The sequence below is a fragment of the Psychrobacter celer genome (genome assembly GCF_016107555.1).
In the GTDB taxonomy this organism is placed as follows: Bacteria; Pseudomonadota; Gammaproteobacteria; order Pseudomonadales; family Moraxellaceae; genus Psychrobacter; species Psychrobacter celer.
Map to the genome: position 1 here is coordinate 162,072 of NZ_JABASU010000003.1, position 16,146 is coordinate 178,217.

General features: G+C 47.9%; 11 protein-coding genes. 7 read left to right on the forward strand and 4 right to left on the reverse strand.

The features are described from left to right. Positions 1-83 precede the first annotated feature (83 nt). The 5 genes from JFC05_RS03185 to JFC05_RS03205 all read left to right on the forward strand — a co-directional run bounded on the left by JFC05_RS03185 (position 84) and on the right by JFC05_RS03205 (position 6,040). Entirely contained in the window at positions 84-3,491 is a 3,408-nt protein-coding gene (locus JFC05_RS03185; protein WP_198335736.1) for a PilC/PilY family type IV pilus protein, read from the forward strand. Continuing rightward, a complete protein-coding gene (locus JFC05_RS12875; protein ID WP_198335737.1) occupies positions 3,484-4,077 on the forward strand; it encodes a type IV pilin protein in 594 nt (197 codons plus the stop codon). Before JFC05_RS03185 ends, JFC05_RS12875 begins: the two co-directional genes overlap by 8 nt. Then, positions 4,077-4,514 (forward strand): type IV pilin protein, encoded by a 438-nt coding sequence (locus JFC05_RS03195; RefSeq protein ID WP_227697383.1) that lies wholly within the window; start codon positions 4,077-4,079, stop codon positions 4,512-4,514. Before JFC05_RS12875 ends, JFC05_RS03195 begins: the two co-directional genes overlap by 1 nt. Before the next feature lie 327 nt (positions 4,515-4,841). After that, positions 4,842-5,354 carry a pilin gene (locus tag JFC05_RS03200; protein WP_198335738.1) on the forward strand — a complete coding sequence of 171 codons (513 nt, stop codon included), beginning with the start codon at positions 4,842-4,844 and terminating at the stop codon, positions 5,352-5,354. A gap of 215 nt (positions 5,355-5,569) precedes the next feature. Continuing rightward, positions 5,570-6,040: a pilin gene (locus JFC05_RS03205; RefSeq protein WP_198335739.1), complete on the forward strand. Its 471-nt coding sequence runs from the start codon at positions 5,570-5,572 to the stop codon at positions 6,038-6,040. A gap of 85 nt (positions 6,041-6,125) precedes the next feature. Here the strand turns inward: JFC05_RS03205 and fdxA are convergent, their stop codons facing one another. Together fdxA and mutS are read right to left on the reverse strand one after the other, a co-directional pair. After that, complete coding sequence (gene fdxA, locus JFC05_RS03210; RefSeq protein ID WP_011279554.1) at positions 6,126-6,449, reverse strand: ferredoxin FdxA; 324 nt, start codon at positions 6,447-6,449, stop codon at positions 6,126-6,128. Positions 6,450-6,653: 204 nt separating this feature from the next. Beyond that, positions 6,654-9,677 (reverse strand): DNA mismatch repair protein MutS, encoded by a 3,024-nt coding sequence (gene mutS, locus JFC05_RS03215; protein ID WP_227697384.1) that lies wholly within the window; start codon positions 9,675-9,677, stop codon positions 6,654-6,656. 553 nt (positions 9,678-10,230) lie between these two features. Between mutS and secA the strand changes: the two genes are divergently transcribed. After that, on the forward strand, positions 10,231-13,032 hold the full coding sequence (secA, locus tag JFC05_RS03220) for a preprotein translocase subunit SecA (protein ID WP_198335741.1): 2,802 nt from the start codon (positions 10,231-10,233) through the stop codon (positions 13,030-13,032). 236 nt (positions 13,033-13,268) lie between these two features. Beyond that, positions 13,269-13,820 (forward strand): hypothetical protein, encoded by a 552-nt coding sequence (locus JFC05_RS03225; protein WP_192994424.1) that lies wholly within the window; start codon positions 13,269-13,271, stop codon positions 13,818-13,820. Positions 13,821-14,093: 273 nt separating this feature from the next. Here JFC05_RS03225 and JFC05_RS03230 read toward each other — a convergent pair whose 3' ends face one another. Both JFC05_RS03230 and JFC05_RS03235 read right to left on the reverse strand, forming a co-directional pair. After that, positions 14,094-14,732, reverse strand: coding sequence for a YsnF/AvaK domain-containing protein (locus JFC05_RS03230; RefSeq protein WP_198335742.1), 639 nt, complete (start codon positions 14,730-14,732; stop codon positions 14,094-14,096). A 234-nt stretch (positions 14,733-14,966) separates the two neighbouring features. Then, positions 14,967-15,815 (reverse strand): DUF2382 domain-containing protein, encoded by an 849-nt coding sequence (locus tag JFC05_RS03235; protein ID WP_198335743.1) that lies wholly within the window; start codon positions 15,813-15,815, stop codon positions 14,967-14,969. Positions 15,816-16,146: the final 331 nt, after the last annotated feature.

The following is a 16,146-nucleotide window of genomic DNA, read 5'->3' on the forward strand; positions in this document are numbered from 1 at the left end:
GTACCTATAATCCTATTAGAATTAGTTCAGATGGTATTAGTTTAGAATATTGCACGATAGGCTCTGAAAGAGTTTACGACCGTATGTCGAAGCTTAAGCTGGCGCTGATAGAGCTGCTTGCTTTTCCAAACCTAAATGAAGACATTATTATGGGAGTGGGCGCTTTTGGTTATGGTGGTAGCAAACAAGGCCGAATTAGAGTAGCAGCTAAACCTCTAGATACAGCTCAAAAACAAGAGATCAAAGATTTCTTAAAAGGCTTAAGTCCTTCAGGGGGTACGCCGTTGGCTTCAGCATATGCAGATGCTGGGGCTTATATGCTCGGCAATAGCACTTATGAGGGTGATGACTATAGTGGTATGAAAGATACTTCTGATAGTGATATCGTTAGCGGTAGTGGGAGAAGTAAGTCTTATAAGGCGCCCGAGACGCAGGAGTGCGGGGAAAAAGGCGTCTATCTACTAACTGACGGTGCTCCAAACTCTGTAAGTAGGACAGCAGTACGAAATATGATGGGTACAGCACTAAACACGTCAATATTGTCCTGTCCCAGTGAAAGTGAAGGAGGGTTATTAGATGGTAGTCAATCAAATGATCAATGGCAATGTATGGGCGAGTTTGCTAAGCAGCTACGTACCAAAGGTAATGTAAAAACCGCTATGGTTGGATTTGGTGCCGATTTCAATACAGTGGATAACCCTGATAATTATACTGCCAAAGAGATTACCATCAGCAAGTTTACAGACAGTAATGGCGCGCCTTACAAATATAACAAAAAATACTACGACTGCTCAGCGATATCTACTGACAACCCTGACGCGCGCAACGCATGCAACCTAGGTATGGAATCGGGCATTTACGATGATGTTGGTGGCTACGGACAAGGCGGTTTTTATTTTGCTAAAGATACCAACGATATCGTCGGCAGCGTGCTATCGTTCATCGAAGACCTAAAAGCAGATTTACCAAGTACGCCAGCAGGCACTATTACGGTACCTGCCGATCCGCTCAGCAGCTTAGGGGTCAAACCCTATGCTTATCTACCTATGCTAGAGCCTAAGGTCAGTAGTAATCTGGCGATATGGCCAGGCAATCTAAAAAAGTACAATGTCAAGCAAGCGACTTTGTTCGGTCAAGATAATAAACGCTTGTACTTTGATGAAGATGGCGATGGCTTCCCCGATGACCTCAATCCAGATGCTCAAGATATTTGGAGTACTAAGAATGAGACCATCATCAACGATGCTGGCGACAGTATCAATGTAAACAATAGAATCACCGCAGGCGGGTTTTATGCTCAGCTAAAGACACCAAAAGCGGGCAATAATAGCACCCGTAATGTCTATGTCGAAAACACGGTGGGTAGCGATATCCAGCTGCTCAAAGTAGGCGTTACTAATGGCACACTACAAGGGTTTGATAAACTTGATACCTCATACAGTACTTTAACCAAATTATACTTACTCAGTTTCTTAGGTTACGATGCCAGTCCGACGGAGGCCGAAGCAAAGCGTATCGATGATACAGGCGATGTACAAGCAGCGCTTGAAGCTATCATTTCCAACCCACCAGGTGATATAAAAGTGCTAGGCGGTGTCATTCACTCTAGACCGACCCTCATCTCTTATGGTGCCAACATCAACGCCAATGACAAGGACAGTGATGGCGATGGAAAAATAGATGCCGATGCAGGTATGGTGGCCACTGATGAGAGCAGCCGAGATGATTATGTGATGTTTGGCTCGATGGAAGGGGCCTTGCATATCGCATCAGCAGATAGTGGCCAAGAAAGCCTAGCGTTTATTCCAAAGACCATTCTTAATAAGCAAATTGAAGCCTTGCAGCCTGAAGGCACTATCGCAGATGCCCCTGTATTTGGTGTCGATGCGCCCTGGTCGGCACAAGGTAGCTATAAGTATGACTTTAGCTCGCCAAACTCTGAGTCATCGGGCAAAATCATCGCCGACAAGGTCTATGTCTATGGTGGGCTACGCCAAGGTGGTAAAGGACTCTATGGTTTAGATTTGAGTAAGCTAGACAGTCCAAAAATGCTATTTAGCATCAATAACAATACTGACGGCTATCAAGCGTTGGGTAAAGTGTGGAGTGAGCCAGTATCTGGCAAGATAAAGGTGGGCACAGGTAAAAACAGCATCAAGGATGTGATTATCTTCGGTGGTGGTTATGATGAATGCTACGAAGATCCAACATTTAAGCTAAATAGCCCAGATAATAAGTTTGAGGATTGTAATAAAAAAATGGCAGATGGCAATGCCGTCTACATCGCAGATGCAAAAACAGGAGACGTAATCTGGTCAATATCAGGTCGAACCTCAGGTGCCTCTGGCAAACACATTCAAGTGCCAGAGATGAAGCACAGCGTGGTCAGTAAGATCACGACTTTGGATCGTGATGATGACGGTATGATCGATCATCTGTATTTTGGTGACTTGGGTGGCCAGCTATTCCGCGTAGATTTGCGTAATGGGCAGGCTATCAGCGGCAGTATAGGTATCAATAAATTTACACGGCGCATTGTTAAGGTGCTCGATGGCAATTCAGGCTCATTAGTTGAAGAGGGGCTACAGCGCCGTTTTTATGGCCAGCCCTCTGTGAGCTTTTATAAGGACAACAGTGTTTTATTTGCACTGGTCAATATCGCCTCTGGTGATAGAAGCAACCCAATATCACGCCTACGCAATACGATACCTGCGCAGTCCGATCGTCTGTTTGGCATTATTGATCGAGATATCGCCAGTCCCGGGCTGTATGGAAAAGACGATAAGGTTAGTTTAACCACTAAAGATCTCACTTCAGATGACTTAGTGGAGCTACCGTTCAATAAAAATGATACCAGTGCGACCAAGTCAGGAGTAAAAGCGCCGATGCGACCCAATGTCGCAACCAAACAAGGTTGGTTTTATCCATTAATGCAGTTTGACGGCAATAATAATGTGAAAAACGTAAAAGCCATGGGTGATGGTATGGCTATCGGCGGTTTGTATTATATGACAGCGTATAGCCCAGAGATGAAGTATGATGAGACGAGTGGCTGTGCAGCGCAGATCATCGGTGGCTCCGAGCGTCAGATGTACTGTTTGCCATATGGTATTTGTGAACAAGAGGATCCGGAAAAAACGGATAATTCTCTTAATGGTACTGGTGGCTTTGTACGCGCAGGTAAAGGCATTCAAGAGCTGGCGTTTGGTGCCTTTAATCCAGAAAACCCCACAACACGCATCATGCTGGGTACTCAGTCGTTTAGTGAGTTGGTTGACGCTAACAACCGTATCGATTTCGGTGGCGCTTGGCCGTCAAATAATGAATCAGGACTAGATACCAACTGTCCTGGTGGCAATTGTGCTGGCTCCAGTATTGAAGCTGATAATGTCAACGCTAGCGGCTCTGGCGGCGGTAATGTCAGTATCATGGATTATCGCTTGCTTACGACCAGATGGTATGAGCAGCTATCGGGGTCTGACAATGACTAACCATGACAGTCGCTTATGGCCGTTGCGTCGTATTGTCTCAAGTCGGAATGCGACATCGCAACAAGGCTTTACACTTATTGAAATGATGATCGTGGTGTTTATCATGGCAATTTTAGCGGCGATTGCTGTCCCTAGCTATCGACGCTACGTCATTGTCAACGCTGAGCGCGACACTCAGGCCAAGATGCTGAGTCTACAAGTGGAGCTAGAGCGCTGGCGCTCAAGTGCACTAACCTATAAAGGGTTCGTTCCTCAAATAGTAGATAGTAACGGTGATACTGATTACCGTTATGCAGATACGGATAACACCATTATCAATGTGCCCGCAGGTAGTGGCGATGATTATACCTATCGAATTACTCTAGTGGATGGCGCGACGACAAAAACGCCCAAAAGCCTAGTCACAGGCTCAGGCGTCGATAATGTCACAGGCCGCACATGGAAAATGCTGGCCACGCCCAATCCTGATCGCTATATTGAAAAAGGCAGCCATATCATGCTGACCAGCTCAGGTATTAGATGTAAGACAGCAAGTAGTATCACCATTGGTGCAGAAGACTGTGGAAAGGGCGCGCAAGCATGGTAATGATAACAAGCACACATAGACAGAATAGGCAGATAAGTCATGAGCGTGGCTTTACCCTCATCGAGCTGATAATCGTCGTCGCTATCATCGGTATCATCGCCGCTATCGCTATTCCGAGCTATCAGGGCTATATCGAAAAAGGCCATCGTACCGATATGATGAGCGAGTTACAAAACATCGCCTCTGAGATTGAGAGCCGAAAGCTGGCGCAAGGGCGATATAGCAATGCATTAATCGTAGGGTTGGGTGGTAGCTTTCCGCGTCAAGGCACAGCGCTATATACCATTAGCTTTAGTGATCCGTTGACCTCCGAATGGACCATCACCGCATCGCCCATCGACGATACTCGTATGGCAGACGATGGCGACCTGTCCTTGGACTATCGCGGCTATAAATGTCGGGGCACAACCTGTGGTACAGGAGATGAATGGAAATAGTCAGTACGGATGCTCTTTTGTGACAATTATTGTCAGTTATCGTGAGCCAAAATAGCCACCATTGACATAAACTGACACTTTTAGGTATGCTTAGCGTAACAATTAGTGTCAGTAGATAACAGTACGGTAAGTGACTGCACGAAAATATCGATAAATAGCGATAAAAATTGAGCACTTAGCACATATATCTACTGTGACTAATGATATTGGCACGCTATATGCATCTACTAGGGCACGAAAGACCAATACACTATATCCAATACCTAACATAACGAGAGATAGCGCGAGCGAATATCCGTTATCTTTATCCTCTCTCAAGGAGTTCTTATGAACGCTCAAAAAGGTTTTACCCTAATCGAATTAATGATCGTGGTTGCTATCATCGGTATCCTAGCGGCGATTGCTATTCCTCAGTATCAGAACTATGTCGGTCGTGCCAATATTGCCGCGGCAGTATCTACCATAACGGCCAATAAGACTGGCTTAGAAGAATACGTTATGGAATATGGTGAGTTTCCAGATGGGAAAACAGAACCTAAAGACGCCACAACAAAAGAAGAAGACGGAAAGACTGTTGAAGTACCTGCTGTACGTGGCGAAAGACCTCAGGACTTAGGTATTGTTAGCCCATCATTTGGTACTGTCCAGATTGAAGATAGAGGTGATGGTAAAGGTGCTATTCAGGTTACATTTGATAGTGGTAACCCAGGTATCAACGGAAAGCAAGTACAACTTGTGCGCGATGAAGATGGCAACTGGAAATGCGTTAGCAATGTAGACGAAAAGTTTGAAAACAAATCATGTAGTATAGGCGAGTTGACTGTAATTACTAAAAAATAAATATTAGCAAGCGTAGGCTAGGCTCTTAACTTAGCTCATATCGTACAAGGCAAGAGGCTGAACAAAATGTCTAGTGTATGCAAAGTCTGATTAAACGCAAAAAAGCCAAACGTACTGTTTGGCTTTTTTGCGTTTAATCACTGGCTAATCGCCGCAAACCTAACTGGCACACTCTCTGCACCATAGCAATTATCACATTAATTGATAATAATGCTATGAAGTATCAATATAATACTGCCGCAAATCGTCACCTGACACAATCCGGCAGCGCGCAATCTGGCTATACTTTGATAGAGCTAATGATCGCCGTCGCTATCATCGGTATCTTGGCAGCAACAGCGACCGTCAGCTATCAGACGCAGGTCAGAAAGACCCAGATCATGACTATTTATAAAGAAATAAATCAGTATCAAATGCCATATCGCACACTGATTGACAATGGCGCAGGAGTGACAGATTTTAGTCCTCGTGGGCTAAATATGCCAGCCCAGACCAAATATTGTCAGTTTAGTGTCACAGCACCGCTGGCTGGCAGTACGACAGCAAATGCTATTACCTGTCGTATTCACAACCTGCCTTATTTGCAAGCGCAGACGCTTAGCCTTGATTATTTAGCGGATGGGACATGGCAATGTCAGGCAAGTGCGGGTATCAAAGACGCATATCTACCACAAGCTTGTCAGTAGTTATGATAAAAAAACCACCGAACAGCAGTTGCCGCTCGGTGGTTTTTTATTGGCTCAATGTATTGAGAAACTCTTAAAGAGCTAATTACTTCTCTAAATACTGAATCTTACCTTCCACGCCGTCCCATTTGGCAGCTTCTGGCATTTGCTCTTTCATCTCTGTGATGTTTGGCCATTTTTGCGCCAGCTCTTCATTTAGCTGAGTGAACATCTCCTGCCCCTTCGGCACCTCGTCTTCTGAGAAGATGGCATTGGCAGGGCATTCAGGCTCACACAGCGCGCAGTCGATGCACTCATCAGGGTCGATGACCAAAAAGTTTGGTCCTTCATAAAAGCAGTCCACAGGACAGACTTCCACACAGTCGGTGTATTTGCAAAGAATGCAGTTATCTGTAACGACAAAGGTCATAGTGATGTCTACCTGTTATTGATTTGGCTGATATGGTGCCTGTATCGTCAGCGCCTACCGCGGCGAGTATGACGGCGATCGCGATACTCAATCGTCGCGGCAGTCTGCCTAATGATGCACCATAAGGGCTAGAGTAACTAAAAAACTAGATTGACTAAAAACAAGCAACATTTTAGCGCCTTTATGCTGATTTGACAATTCCCTTTAGTGACTAATGATATCCTTAAGATGATAGAGCAGGTCATGCGCTTGTTTGGGCGTTAGATTGTCAGGATTGATGGCCGCCAGCTCATCTTTTAAGCTAAATAACTGATTTTGCTGTGGAATATCTGCTACTGCTTGCTCATGGCTTAGAGGGTTGGCTTCTATGGTGGTCAGCGGTCTTTGATCGTCAAGCTGGCAATTATCCGTTCGCGACTTAGCTAAGTCGCTTTTGTCATCAACGGCTTGAGCGTCATCAATGCTTTGAGTATTCGCCACCATCGTTGGATGATCGCGCAAGTAGCGTTTGGCGTCACCAATCACCGATGGCGGAATGCCAGCCATCTTGGCGACATGGAGGCCAAAGCTAGAGCTGGCCGCGCCATCACGGATTTGGTGCAGCAGTAGTAATTGACCGTCGACTTCGCTGGCGGCGACATGGACGTTACGAATACCTTGATTTTGTGCAGCCAATTGTGTCAGCTCAAAGTAGTGGGTGGCAAACAGGGTCAGGCAGCCGATCTCAAGCAGCCTATTGACACAGGCGTGGGCGATGGCCAGCCCGTCAGTGGTGGCGGTACCGCGGCCGACTTCATCCATGAGCACCAGTGATTTATCGGTCGCTTGGTTTAAGATATTGGCCGTCTCGATCATCTCGACCATAAAGGTCGACTTGCCGCCTGCCAGATCATCAGCCGAGCCAATACGGGTAAAGATGCGGTCGATATCACCGATGCGCGCGCTGGCTGCTGGCACAAAGCTGCCACAGTGCGCGAGCAAGACAATAAGAGCGGTCTGGCGCATATAGGTGGATTTACCGCCCATATTGGGGCCTGTGATCATCAGCAGGCGCTCAGGATGTCCTTCTTTAGTATTGGCACTGCCCAGCGCGCAGTCGTTGGCGACAAAGGCATGGGCGCGCGCAGGTTTGCTGGTGTGTTGGCTGAGGTTTTGGCTAAAAGTCTGTGTTGAGCCTTGCTCGGCTGGGCTGCTGATATTATCGGGGTTTAATGCCGCCTCGACCACCACATGGCGGCCTTGCTGGATGTCGATACTGCTCTGGTCGATACGGGTCTGGCTGCTGTTTTTTAACAAGTTGCCATCGTTTGAATCGTTAGTCATAACGGGACGTTGCCAATTATAAAAGGTCGCAAGCTGCGCCCAGTTGCTGAGCACATCTATTTGAGCGATGGCGGCGCTTAGCTGCTGCAATGCGGCCAAATGACTACTGAGTATCGTCAACAGCTCATGATATAGCTGTTTTTCTCGAGCCAATGCTAAGCTTTGTGCGCTTAGATATTCGGTCTCGACTTCCTTTAGCTCATCGGTGATAAAACGCTCACTACTCTTGAGCGTCTGCCGCCTGATAAAGTGCGCGGGTGCGTTTTTGGCTTGCATTTTGGGCAGCTCAAAATAAAAGCCGCTGACTTTATTAAACCCGACTTTTAGACTGGGTAGCTGGTTGTCCTGACGGGCGCGCGCGACCATCTCATCTAGTGTCACTTGGATATTGTCATGCAGGTGTGTGAGGCGATCAAACTCGGCGTCATAGCCTGCTGCCAGCATACCGCCATCGCGGATATGAGCAGGCGGCTCTGGGATAATGGCACGCTCGATCAGCTCGGCGACGGATTGTACCTCAGGTAGCTGCGCGGGCAGTTGCTGCATGAGCATGGCCAGCAGTCCTGCCTGCTCGTGGTGGATGCCTGCTTGCTCTAATAAGGTAGTCAGCTGCGCGCTGCTGTTGATACCGTCCACCAGTTTGCGCAAGTCTCGCGGCTTGGCGCTCATCAGGCCGATGCGGCTGGTGATGCGCTCGATATCACCGATGGCGCTTAGCGTGTCGCGTATATAGCTGACCAATGAGGGAGGTTGTAGATGCGGACGACTGTGCTTGCTGCTGTCAGCTGGGCTGTCTGCTTGCAAAAGTTTGTCTATGGCGTCTAGGCGCATATTGATACGCGCATGCTGGCGCAAGGGGCGTTTCATTTGCTGCACCAGCAGGCGGCGTCCCATCGGCGTTTGGCAGTGACCCACGACCGAGACCAGCGATGTGCCGCTGCTACTGACTGGAGCAAACAGCTCAAGGTTTTGCTGGCTACCGGCATCGATGATCAAGTAATCATCGCTAAACTCGACGATAAGCTGATTGACCTGCGGCACGTGACGCTGCTGGGTTTGCTGCGCATAATGAATCAAGGCGGCACAGCTAGACTGGCTAAGCGGCGCGTCATGGATACCAAGCCCATCGAGACGCTGCACCCCAAATTGCTGACAAAGGGTGTTTGCGGCATGGGCGCGGTGAAAGTCATTGGCAGCTACCTCGATGATCGGACAGTCCAGGTGTTGTCGCAGCCATAGCGGCCAGTCGGTATCAGCACTGCCAGTAGCATCGCTCAGTGCTTCGCTGATGATACATTCGCTAGGGGCGAAGCGGGCAAGCACCGTCAGCATCTGTGTTTGTAGGTCATCGTAATCGTCATGATTGGCGCTCAGGCTCTGAGTGGTCAAGGTGCCGGCGGCTAAGTCGAGCTGACTGACGGCGGCCTGTAGTGGCTGCTTGCTGTTTGCGCGCGGCTGGGCGATATCGATTGCCACCACGGTCGGTGTGTGGTTGGGCGCGATCAGCGCGTCATCCGTGATGGTGCCTGCGGTCAGCGTTTTGACCACCTCACGGCGCATGATACCAGTGGCCTTGCTACTCTTTTTTTGCTTATCGCCCATCGCCGATGGGGCGGATGAGGGACTGGCTGCATCGGTTGATGCGTCGTCCACTTGCTCACAGACGACCACTGTCTGACCTGCCGCGATGAGCCGCGCCATGTAGCTGTCGGCGGCATGAAACGGCACACCCGCCATGGCAATGGTATTGCCTGCTTTGTCGGTGCCGCGGCGCGTGAGCGTGATGTCTAATATCTGTGCGGCGCGCTTGGCATCATCAAAAAACAGCTCATAAAAATCACCCATCCGGTATAGCAGCAGCGCTTGTGGATAGTTGGCTTTCATGGTTAGATATTGCACCATCATCGGCGTGTGATCGGCCAAATGATAAACAGTATCGCCGATAAGTAGCTGATCGGCGTCTGCAGATTTGGCAGCGCTTGCCTTGGATAAAGGCTGCTTGGACGCGGTATCTGTTGCGGGCGCAGGATGGCTAATACGAGCGTGCGGGGCAGAGGTGTTGACGGTCATGCAGAGTCTCTTATGGTACTTAAATGGGTTTGCTTAGAAAGAATGCGTATTTTTTAGAACAAATCGAGGATGCAGGTTGGCAGCTATTTGCGTTTATTGATATCACGAAACAGCTGTTAAATTAAGGGTATAGGCGCTATTTTAACACGTTCAGCGCTGTTTTTACGTCGGCAAATATCTGCTCACAGCCCTTGTATCCATCAGCGTCATAACCATATATAATGACGGCACACTTAATTGGGCGATACTTAGTTAGGCGCAGTATCATAAAATAGCGCGCAGTATTAGATGTTACTGCGCCGAGTGACGACAAGCACCCAGCAGGGTGCGACGCTAGGCATTGGCTAATGCGCACTAATTATCGAATATTTCCATAGGTCAAAAAATTATGTTATCAAAGATTATAGGCAGTGTGGTTGGCACCAAAAATGACCGCGAACTAAAACGCATGCGCCGCGTGGTCAGTAAGATCAACGCACAAGAGGCTGAGATACAAGCCCTGTCTGATGAGCAACTACAACAAAAAACTGCCGAGTTTAAAGCGCGGCACCAAAACGGCGAGAGCTTGGATGCGCTATTGCCAGAAGCGTTTGCTGTCTGCCGTGAGGCGTCATGGCGCGTCAATGGTATGCGCCACTATGATGTGCAGCTGATCGGTGGTATCACCTTGCACGAAGGCAAAATCGCCGAGATGAAAACAGGTGAAGGTAAAACCCTCATGGGTACCTTGGCCATGTATCTAAACGCCATCAGCGGCAAAGGCGTGCATCTGGTTACGGTCAACGACTATCTTGCGGCGCGTGATGCGGAGCTCAACCGCCCACTCTTTAACTTTTTGGGCATGACTGTCGGCGTGATTTACTCACAGCAGCCGCCACAAGAAAAAATCGACGCCTATCAAGCCGATATCACGTACGGTACCAACAATGAGTACGGTTTTGATTATTTGCGTGACAACATGGTGTTTAGCCTCGCTGAGAAAAAACAGCGCCCGCTGAATTTTTGTATCATCGATGAGATTGACTCAATCTTAATCGATGAGGCACGTACGCCGCTGATTATCTCAGGGCAAGCCGAAGATTCTTCACGCATGTATGCGCTGATTAACACCATCATTCCACGGCTTAAGCGCTCAAAAGACGAAGAAGCCAATAAAAATAACGAAGATGAAGATTTTTGGATTGATGAAAAAAACCGTCAGATTGAGATTAGCGAAAAAGGCTATGAAAAAATCGAGCGTTTTTTAACAGAAGTCGGTGAGCTGGGCGAAAACGAGAGCTTGTATAGCCCAAGTCGCTTGCCGCTGCTCGCGCACGTCCAAGCCGCCATTCGCGCCCATCATGTGTTTGTCAAAAACGTCCACTATATTGTTGACGACGGTGAAATCATCATCGTCGATGAAAACACGGGCCGTACCATGCCCGGTCGCCGCTGGTCAGAGGGCCTGCACCAAGCGGTAGAAGCCAAAGAAAACGTCGAGATTCAGGCAGAAAACCAAACGCTTGCGACCACGACTTTCCAGAACTATTTCCGTCTTTATGACAAACTCTCTGGTATGACGGGCACGGCCGATACCGAAGCGGCGGAGTTTAAATCCACGTATGATTTAGACGTCGTCGTGATTCCGACGCACGAGCCGATCGCCCGTATCGACATGGACGATCAGATTTTCTTGACCAAGCTTGGTAAATACAAAGGCATCATCCGCGAGATCAAAGAGATTCAGGCCAAAGGTGCACCGGTGCTGGTCGGTACAGCGACGATTGAGGCCAGTGAAGAGTTGTCTTATCTGCTCGATCAAGAAGGCATTAAGCACAACGTCCTAAACGCCAAGCAGCACGAGCGTGAGGCAGAAATTATCGCGCAGGCAGGTAGCCCAAAAGCGGTGACCATCGCCACCAACATGGCAGGCCGTGGTACCGATATCATCTTAGGCGGTAACTGGCAGTCGTTTATCGAAGACATCGATGCGGTCAGCCCAGAAGAGATGGCACGCCTAAAAGCAGAATGGCAAGTCAAACATGACCAAGTCGTGGCCGCTGGTGGTCTGCATATCATCGGCTCTGAGCGTCATGAGTCACGCCGTATCGATAATCAGCTACGTGGCCGTGCCGGTCGTCAAGGTGACCCTGGTATGTCGCGCTTCTTTTTATCATTAGAAGACGACTTGATGCGTATCTTCGCAGGCGACCGCGTGGTCAATATGATGCGCGCCATGGGACTAAAAGAAGACGAAGCCATCGAGCATAAGATGGTCTCAAAATCGATCGAAAACGCGCAAAGTAAAGTCGAAAGCCGCGACTTTGATGCCCGTAAAAACCTACTTAAATACGATGACGTCGCTAATGAGCAGCGTAAAGTCATCTATAGTCAGCGCGATGATTTGCTCGCAGAGATGGACTTAAAAGAGGCCATCAATGTCATGCATCATGAAGTCTATAATGCCATGATCGATCAGTTTATTCCGCCAGGCTCTATCGATGATCAGTGGAATATCGACGGCCTAGAGGATGAGCTAGAGGATGAGTTTAAAATCTCGATGCCGATTAATGACTGGCTGGATGAAGACCGCCGCTTAGATGAAGAAGGCTTGCGTGCCAAAATCATCCAAACGGCATTGGATCGTTATCATACTCGCCGCGAGCAGATGGGCGAAAAAGACGCCGCCCAGCTTGAGCGCCACTTTATGCTGCAAAGTCTGGACAAGCACTGGAAAGAGCACTTAACCCAGATGGACCAGTTACGTAAAGGTATCCATCTGCGCGGTTATGCACAAAAAAACCCAGAGCAAGAGTATAAGCGCGAGTCTTTTGAGCTGTTTCAGATGATGCTTGGTGCTATCAAGTCTGAGACCGTACAAGACTTATCACGCGTACACATTCCGACCAAAGAAGAGTTAGAAGCGCTAGAGGCGCAGCAGCGTGAAAACGCCGCGCAAATGCAGATGCAGTTTGAGCACAATGATGTCGATAACTTAGACAGCAACGCCGGCGCCGCGCAGCCACCAGCGCAGAGCCGTAACCAAGCAGCAGGCGCGGCCGCCGCTGGTATGACGGCCGGTGCTGCAGGTACGAATGCCAGTGCGAGCGCTGCTGGGGAAAACCCATACGCAGGTATGCATATCAGCCGTAACGCGCCTTGTCCTTGCGGTTCAGGCCTGAAGTACAAGCAGTGCCACGGCAAGATCTAAGCATATCAAGCAGTTTAAATGGGATGTTTACAGGCCCTTATCTTGCTCAGATAGGGGCTTTTTTATGAAAAGGGTTAGGATACCAAGAAAGACGTTAAGTGTCTTTTTTGGCTTGCAGACAGCCTTTAGAGGCAGGTAAATGCTCACTGTTTTTGTATGGATTGTTTACAAATTGTACATAGGCGTGCATTTAGGGACGCGCTATAGTATTTAACATATTTGTTTTGGAGAGTGTGATGAACGTAGAATTATTAAAACAATTTCGAACCTCTGTCGTTTTAACGGGCTTATTGGCTGGTGTCATGACTGTCACCGCTTGCCAAAAACAGCAAGAAACTGAGCCCAGTCTAGAAGAAAGCATCAGCGAAGAGCAATCTGTACCGATGTCTGCTGAGCCTGCCGAGCCAAATGATGTGGTAATGGACGCGCCAGCTGATGAGGTGGCAGATGATACAGTCGCGATGGTCAATAGTGGTGTCACTCAGATGACCTACTCATGCTCGCCAGCACTAGAGGTAAAGGCAACTTATAAAGATGCTGATAATCAAGTGGTCATCGAAACTGCCAATGGCACTGCGACTTTGACCAAAACCAATGATGCGAGCAACCCAGAAGTTTTCAATCTCGATACCGCCATCGATGGTGGCGTAGGGTTTGTACAGTGGCGTGTGGCGCATACAGAGCGTGAGACAGGTATCATGCGTACCGCTGGTGCCGATGCCGATAATGTCAGCACTTATGAATGTAAAAAATCAGCCGAGCCTAGCGCCGATGAGTCAGCTGCCTAACCACGCCGTCGTGATTTTATCATTAGATAGCTAGCCAACTAAACAGCAGTAAGAGCGAGTCTGCAGCTAGACAACAGCTGATACCCTTATATGGTTATATTTAGATTTTACGACTAAGCATTGATTGGATAATTTACGCAAAAAGCAACGCTAACACAGCGTTGCTTTTTTTTGCCGTATTGCCTTGTATTGTCTTTACGTCGTCATCTTACTTATCGTGGGCTTCTGATAAGGCTGCTATAGTTAATGCACATTAAGATGCGCATATCGGTTTTATTTTGAATTGGCTTTATCATCAGTGGCATCATGCTCATGAGCCAAAAACCCTTCTTCGGTGACATCAAGCTCCTCATGCTTCAAGGTCACCTGAATACTATCGGTATGGGTATGTGTGGTTTTGTTGACATCAACTTCTTGAATGGCAAATGTTTCCTTGGTAATGGTGGCAACTTGACGAGACAAAACAATCTCAAGCGGTGCTTCATCGATCCCAATCTGTTGCCCATTGACCGTCACCACCGCTTTACTATCTAGCGCAGGCTCGACGTGACGCAAAATATCTTTATCATCGTACTGACCTGATAGTAAGTCTTGGCTTTCGGCATCGTGGTATTCAGTACGAATGGTAAGATACTCTTCTACCAGCTCTATCGGCACATCGATGGTCTTGGTGCGACGGTGTTTGGTTACTGTGACTTTGCCGACATCAAGACGCTCTTTGTTGACCACAGGGCGCTCTTCTAACAGCTCTAAATGACCAACCTCTTGTGATGAGGGGTGTCGGTCAGCTGCTTGTTCTGTATCTTCGGCCATCTGCGTGGTGTTTTTATGGGTAATGGCTGATATAGAGATGCCATCGTTTTTTGATGGGTCGCGGTTGGAGTCGGTGACGGCATTAGGGTCAGTGGTCATTTTGATATCCTTATATTATGAAATACTATCAATGTCATGGCGCAAGAGCGATATACTGTTTGGTGAAAGCCAGAAAAAAAGGCCAGAGACATGCTCTGGCCTTTATTTGCTAAGTGACGCTGCCTCCTATCTCATAGTGCAGCCATACTTAGCTGTAAGTGGCGACTATGACTGGTGTGTTTATCATATTATTATAACCAATCAGGGAGTAGGCCAGTATAAGGCTGTTGTGGATTACATACCGCGAGCACGGCGTACGTCTTCGGCAGTGATGTCGTCACGATTGACGATGTTGCCTTCACGGTCTACCACATTACCATCACGGTCAATGTCTAGCTCTTCGCGCTGAATGGTCTCGACGATCGTCTCCGTATGGCGCTCAGTTGTCTTACCGACGTTGACTTCTTCTGCCACATAAGTGTCTTTGCCCACGCGTGCACGCTCTGCTTCTAGCTCAACTTCGATAGTTTCATTACCATCGACATCTCCGATGCGGCGATCTGTTGGGCGATCGACATTGGTACGCTGAATATTGGCGTGCTCTTCTTCTAGCTCGACATCGACGTTGCGCTCTTCTGTGACCACATGTTTACCGACTTTGACCAGACCTGCTACGATACGATCTTTATTGACGGTTAGACGCTCTTCTAGTAGCTCTAGGGTGTTTGGCGCTTCATAAGCATCATCAGCAATCTCCATACGCTCAGCTGCTGGTACGCTATCTGCGACAAAGGCTTGACGGTCTTTTTCGTACTGCTCTTTATAGCTGTACTGATAATCATGGTCGTATACTTCCATCGCTTCGACTTGCGCTTCTGTTAAGCTATCGAAGAATACATCATCACCGACGATACGTGCCAGACCTGCTGGGACAAGAACTTCTTTTGAGCTAAACCAGCCGCCTACATCTACGATCAAATAACGAATACGGCCTGTGGTGTCCTCTACCAGTGCACCTTCGATTTTACCGATTTTTTCTTCATTGACGCCATAGGCAGTTTTGCCTGTTGGATCATAATAGTCATCACCGATTAGGTCGCGGTGCGTGGCTTGGATGTCTTTTAAACGGATTAGCTGGCTCATTATTGTCTTCCTTTTTTATGAGTTCATTATTGATTATTAAATTCTGTTTAAGACATTAACTTTTATACCTGCCAGTGTTACCTTGGCAGTTGCTGCCTCAACTTGTAATTATCGTAACACCCTGATTTTAGATGAGATATATAAGCAAGGTAGCAAAGTGTGCGCTTGAGGTAATGACGTGTAATAGGCTGTAAGCGGCATAACAGAGTAAGGGGTAAAAGTTAACGCGTTTTTACACGGTGCAATAATTTGGCTGTTTTGGGAAATGACAGACATGGTGTAATGGACAAAATTCATGCTAAAAAGTAGAAGGTAGTCGCTAATGGACATA

Excerpts from the sequence above, each read along its gene's own strand:
- JFC05_RS03235 (WP_198335743.1), bottom strand. The coding sequence starts at position 15,815 with ATGAGCCAGCTAATCCGTTTAAAAGACATCCAAGCCACGCACCGCGAC.
- JFC05_RS03230 (WP_198335742.1), bottom strand. The coding sequence starts at position 14,732 with ATGACCACTGACCCTAATGCCGTCACCGACTCCAACCGCGACCCATCA.
- JFC05_RS03225 (WP_192994424.1), top strand. The coding sequence starts at position 13,269 with ATGAACGTAGAATTATTAAAACAATTTCGAACCTCTGTCGTTTTAACG.
- JFC05_RS03205 (WP_198335739.1), top strand. The coding sequence starts at position 5,570 with ATGAAGTATCAATATAATACTGCCGCAAATCGTCACCTGACACAATCC.
- secA (WP_198335741.1), top strand. The coding sequence starts at position 10,231 with ATGTTATCAAAGATTATAGGCAGTGTGGTTGGCACCAAAAATGACCGC.
- JFC05_RS03195 (WP_227697383.1), top strand. The coding sequence starts at position 4,077 with ATGATAACAAGCACACATAGACAGAATAGGCAGATAAGTCATGAGCGT.
- JFC05_RS12875 (WP_198335737.1), top strand. The coding sequence starts at position 3,484 with ATGACTAACCATGACAGTCGCTTATGGCCGTTGCGTCGTATTGTCTCA.
- fdxA (WP_011279554.1), bottom strand. The coding sequence starts at position 6,449 with ATGACCTTTGTCGTTACAGATAACTGCATTCTTTGCAAATACACCGAC.
- JFC05_RS03200 (WP_198335738.1), top strand. The coding sequence starts at position 4,842 with ATGAACGCTCAAAAAGGTTTTACCCTAATCGAATTAATGATCGTGGTT.
- JFC05_RS03185 (WP_198335736.1), top strand. The coding sequence starts at position 84 with ATGTCGAAGCTTAAGCTGGCGCTGATAGAGCTGCTTGCTTTTCCAAAC.
- mutS (WP_227697384.1), bottom strand. The coding sequence starts at position 9,677 with ATGATGGTGCAATATCTAACCATGAAAGCCAACTATCCACAAGCGCTG.